General features: G+C 60.8%; 1 protein-coding gene. It reads left to right on the forward strand.

Translation table 11 applies throughout. The features are described 5' to 3' along the window. Positions 1-56 precede the first annotated feature (56 nt). On the forward strand, positions 57-1270 hold a 1214-nt coding region (locus CFR80_RS18235), incomplete at its 3' end, for an IS256 family transposase (protein ID WP_110507859.1).

The following is a 1270-nucleotide window of genomic DNA, read 5'->3' on the forward strand; positions in this document are numbered from 1 at the left end:
TGGGCCTATCCTAAATTTCGTGTTTGGGCGTTTGATGCGAAAGAAGGAGCAGCATCATGGCCCGACGCAAGAAACCCATCATCCCTGACGATGTTCTGGACCAGGTTCTGGCTGGCCGCGTGGTCCGCACGATGTCAGACGCAGATGCCCTTCTGGGCGATATGAAGAAAGCCCTGGCGGAGCGGTTGCTCAACGCCGAACTGGACCACCATCTGGACGGCGAGGCTGTGGCTGGTCGCCCGAACTGTCGCAATGGCTATGGGCAGAAGACGGTGCTGACGGATGCCGGTCGGGTACGGCTGGACATCCCCCGTGATCGGGCGGGAACGTTCGATCCGCAACTGATCGCCCGCTACCGGCGGCGGTTTCCCGGCTTCGACGATCGGATCATCTCGATGTATGCGCGTGGGATGAGCGTACGTGAGATCCAGGGCCATCTGCTTGAAATCTATGGGATGGAAGCTTCGCCGGACCTGATCAGCGTCATCACCGACGCCGTTCTGGACGAAGTGGCAGCCTGGCAGAACCGGCCGCTGGAGGTGGTCTATCCGGTGGTGTTCTTCGATGCCCTGCGGGTGAAGATCCGTGACGAAGGCATGGTGCGCAACAAGGCGGTGCATATCGCCCTAGGCATACGCGCCGACGGCACGAAGGAGGTCCTCGGCCTGTGGATCGAGCAGAACGAGGGCGCCAAATTCTGGCTCCGTGTCATGAACGAGCTACGCCATCGTGGCGTCGAGGATATCCTGCTGGCCGTGGTTGATGGGCTCAAGGGCTTTCCCGACGCCATCCGCGCGGTTTTTCCCGAAGCCCTTGTGCAAACCTGCATCGTTCATCTGCTGCGCCATTCGTTGGATTTCGTCGCCTGGAAAGACCGCAAATCCGTGGCCACGGCTCTGAAGGATATCTACCGGGCGGTGGACGCCGAGACTGGAAAAACCGCTCTGGCCGCCTTTGCCGAAAGCCCCTGGGGTCGGAAATACGCAGCGATCGTCCAGTCCTGGGAGCGGGCCTGGGAGGAGGTCATTCCTTTCTACGCCTTCCCTGCCGACGTCCGGAAACTGGTCTATACGACCAATGCCATAGAAGCGCTGAACGCCAAGCTCAGGCGGGCCGTCCGGACCAGAGGGCATTTCCCCAATGACGACGCGGCTCTCAAGCTCCTCTTTCTGGCCTTGAACCGGGCCGAGAAAGAATGGATCATGCCCCCAAGGGAATGGTCCATGGCAAAGGCCCAGTTCGCCATTCTCTTCGGTGACCGCTTCGCCCG

It is taken from the genome of Komagataeibacter oboediens (genome assembly GCF_003207815.1).
Lineage (GTDB): Bacteria > Pseudomonadota > Alphaproteobacteria > Acetobacterales > Acetobacteraceae > Komagataeibacter > Komagataeibacter oboediens.